At 45.1% G+C, this 3,454-nt stretch carries 2 protein-coding genes; one reads left to right on the top strand and one right to left on the bottom strand.

Features of this window, described 5'->3' with window-relative positions:
* Positions 1-465: 465 nt before the first annotated feature.
* On the top strand, positions 466-2,670 hold the full coding sequence (gene katG / locus GGR02_RS17145) for a catalase/peroxidase HPI (protein WP_183186147.1): 2,205 nt from the start codon (positions 466-468) through the stop codon (positions 2,668-2,670).
* Positions 2,671-2,705: 35 nt separating this feature from the next.
* Here katG and GGR02_RS17140 read toward each other — a convergent pair whose 3' ends face one another.
* On the bottom strand, positions 2,706-2,999 hold the full coding sequence (locus tag GGR02_RS17140; protein WP_183186146.1) for a nucleotidyltransferase family protein: 294 nt from the start codon (positions 2,997-2,999) through the stop codon (positions 2,706-2,708).
* Positions 3,000-3,454 lie beyond the last annotated feature (455 nt).

Here is a 3,454-nt window from a genome sequence, read left to right as displayed (position 1 = left end):
AATCAGAGTACATGTCGCTTAATCTACATGGACTGATAAACAATTTTATTAAAATCTTTGTCGTTATTTTATGATTTTAATAAAATTGATAACCTGGAAAGGATTATATCATATCGAATGCATAAAAATAATTTTTCAAAATTATTTTATTATTAATAATTTAATATTTTTGATCTATATTTCTCTTTTATCCATGTTTTTATAATATATTTAAAAATGAGAAATTTTATTGTTTATTATATTTCAATACCGTTTCATCGATAGCGAGAAATGACAAAAAAGATAGGCATGTTTTATCTAGGTTATGAATAATTATAAATATAAAAAAAGTATTTTTTTATTTTACTATTTAATATTAATTTAGTATAATTACAATATGATAATATTTATCAACAAATTGGAAGAAACGCAACAAGAAAAATAGTGGTAGCTATTAAATTTGTCGTAAAGAAAGGGGAAAATGAAATGGAAAACAACCAACAGCCAATGTCCAAATGTCCGTTTCACGGCAGCGTGACGAGCCATGCTTCAAACAAAACAACCAACAAAGACTGGTGGCCGAATCAACTAAACTTAAGTATTCTTCATCAACACGACCGAAAAACGAACCCTCATGACGAACCGTTCGATTATGCAGAGGAGTTTCAAACCCTTGACTATTGGGCACTAAAAGAAGATTTGCGCAAACTGATGACAACAAGCCAAGATTGGTGGCCTGCCGACTACGGACATTACGGACCGCTATTCATCCGCATGGCTTGGCATTCGGCGGGAACGTATCGCGTTGGTGACGGACGAGGCGGCGCTTCGACCGGCACACAACGTTTTGCTCCGTTAAACAGTTGGCCAGACAACGCCAATTTGGACAAAGCACGCCGCCTACTGTGGCCAATTAAAAAGAAATACGGCAATAAAATTTCTTGGGCGGACTTAATCGTGTTAGCTGGTAACGTAGCGATTGAGTCCATGGGCGGAAAAACGATCGGGTTTGGCGCTGGCCGCGAGGACGTATGGCATCCAGAGGAAGACATTTATTGGGGGGCGGAAAAAGAATGGCTCGCCTCGGAACGGTATACCGGCGATCGCGAATTAGAAAATCCGCTTGCCGCCGTGCAAATGGGGCTTATTTATGTCAATCCAGAAGGTCCGGACGGCAACCCAGATCCGCTGGCGGCGGCGCGCGACATTCGCGAGACATTTAAACGGATGGGGATGAACGACGAAGAAACAGTGGCCCTCATCGCAGGTGGCCATACGTTTGGCAAGGCGCACGGAGCTGGCGATGCGTCGTATGTCGGTCCAGATCCAGAAGCTGCCCCTATTGAAGCGCAAGGATTAGGTTGGATGAGCACGTACGGAAAAGGAAAAGGGCGCGATACGATTACAAGTGGGCTTGAAGGCGCTTGGACACCAACGCCGACGAAGTGGGATAACAGCTATTTCGAGTTGCTCTTTGCATATGAATGGAAGCTCACGAAAAGTCCAGCTGGTGCGTATCAATGGGAAGCGGTGAATTTAAAAGAAGAACATCTCGCACCGGATGTGGAAGATGCGAATGTGAAAGTGCCGCCGATGATGTTGACGACGGACTTAGCGTTACGCTTTGACCCGGAATATGAAAAAATCGCCCGCCGCTTTTATGAACATCCAGAAGAATTTGCCGATGCGTTTGCGCGTGCGTGGTTTAAACTCATTCATCGCGACATGGGACCAAAAACGAGATATCTCGGTCCAGAAGTGCCAAAAGAAGATTTCATTTGGCAAGATCCTATTCCAGCAGTCGATGTTGAATTAACCGATGCAGACATCGAAGACATCAAAACACGCATTTTACAATCAGGACTCACAGTAAGCGAGCTTGTGAAAACCGCTTGGGCGTCCGCTAGCACGTTCCGTAACTCTGATAAACGCGGCGGCGCAAACGGGGCGCGCATTCGACTCGCACCGCAAAAAGATTGGGAAGTGAACGAACCGGAGCGACTCACGAAAGTGCTTGCGATTTACGAAGACATTCAACGCGAGCTTCCGAAAAAAGTGAGCATCGCTGATTTAATCGTGCTTGGCGGTAGCGCGGCGGTCGAGAAAGCAGCGCGCGATGCTGGGTTTGACGTTCGTGTACCGTTTATGCCTGGACGAGGCGATGCAACAGAAGAACAAACGGATGTCGAAAGCTTTGCCGTATTAGAACCGGTCGCGGACGGATTCCGCAACTACGAAAAGAAAAAATATAGCGTTCGTCCTGAGGAGCTGCTTGTCGACAAAGCCCAATTGCTCGGCTTAACTGCTCCAGAAATGACCGTATTAGTTGGCGGGTTGCGCGTGTTAGGGGCAACGTATCGCGACCTTCCTCATGGCGTATTCACCGACCGCATCGGTGTACTAACAAACGATTTCTTCGTCCACCTCGTCGATATGAACTGTGAATGGGTACCGAAAGAAGACGGCTTGTACGACATTCGCGACCGGAAAACAGGGGAAGTACGTTGGACCGCCACTCGTGTCGACTTAGTGTTCGGATCGAACTCCATTCTTCGCTCCTACGCCGAATTTTACGCCCAAGACGACAACAACGAAAAATTCGTCCGCGATTTTATCCAAGCTTGGGTGAAAGTGATGAACGCCGACCGCTTTGACCTGCGGAAGAAAACAAAAACATCGGTAACGGTGTAAGCGAAAAAGCAGGCGGACGACTGTCCCCTGCTTTTTTATTTCTCATAAATAACGACCCCATCACGCTCAATTTGTCGTGTGATTTCTTTGTTCAATGAGTCAGCAAACAACACATCAAACGAATAAATGCCGACGATTTCATCAATCGCATCGATCACTTTCCACTTTTGCTTTCCTTTATAATCGACGCATAAATCAATATCGGAATTGTAACGCGCCGTCCCTTTTGCCCGCGAACCGAATAAAATGACTTTTTGAATACCTTCCTCGCTTTGGAAATATGCCATTAGACGCTCAAATACGGTTTGGCTAATTCCATATGTTGTCACGATCGATCTTCCTATCTCGCTTTTTTCTTAGCTTCCGATCTCCCCACCACGTCTTCATGCCTAGAAAAGCACCTAGAAAACCTAATACAACAAGAACGAATCCTAGCACTCGGTCAAATAAGCCCATCGGATCAGTTAGTCTAAAAATACCGCTAATCCCAAGCAGGAAAAATAAAAGACTAAACACAATTAGTGCAAATCCGTTGCTTATGTACATGTATCTCACCTTGCTCTGTTCATTATACAACATCGCATCACACTGTTTGGCACCATTTTCTTATGCAATCACCAAAAAAGGACGCCAAAGCGACGTCCTGTTCGTAAAACGTAGAAAACAAATCGAACAGTGCCTAGCACCGTTTAAGAAAAGCGCAAAGCGCCCGCCTATCGGCGAAGATCGCACAAGCCCCACCGAGGAGGCTCAGCCAAAGCAAAGCTTTGGCTTGCGTGGGATA

Source organism: Anoxybacteroides voinovskiense (genome assembly GCF_014196205.1).
GTDB lineage: Bacteria > Bacillota > Bacilli > Bacillales > Anoxybacillaceae > Anoxybacteroides > Anoxybacteroides voinovskiense.
The sequence above is the reverse complement of the archived record's forward strand: the minus strand, read 5'-3'. Positions and strand labels throughout refer to the sequence as shown.

Excerpts from the sequence above, each read along its gene's own strand:
- katG (WP_183186147.1), top strand. The coding sequence starts at position 466 with ATGGAAAACAACCAACAGCCAATGTCCAAATGTCCGTTTCACGGCAGC.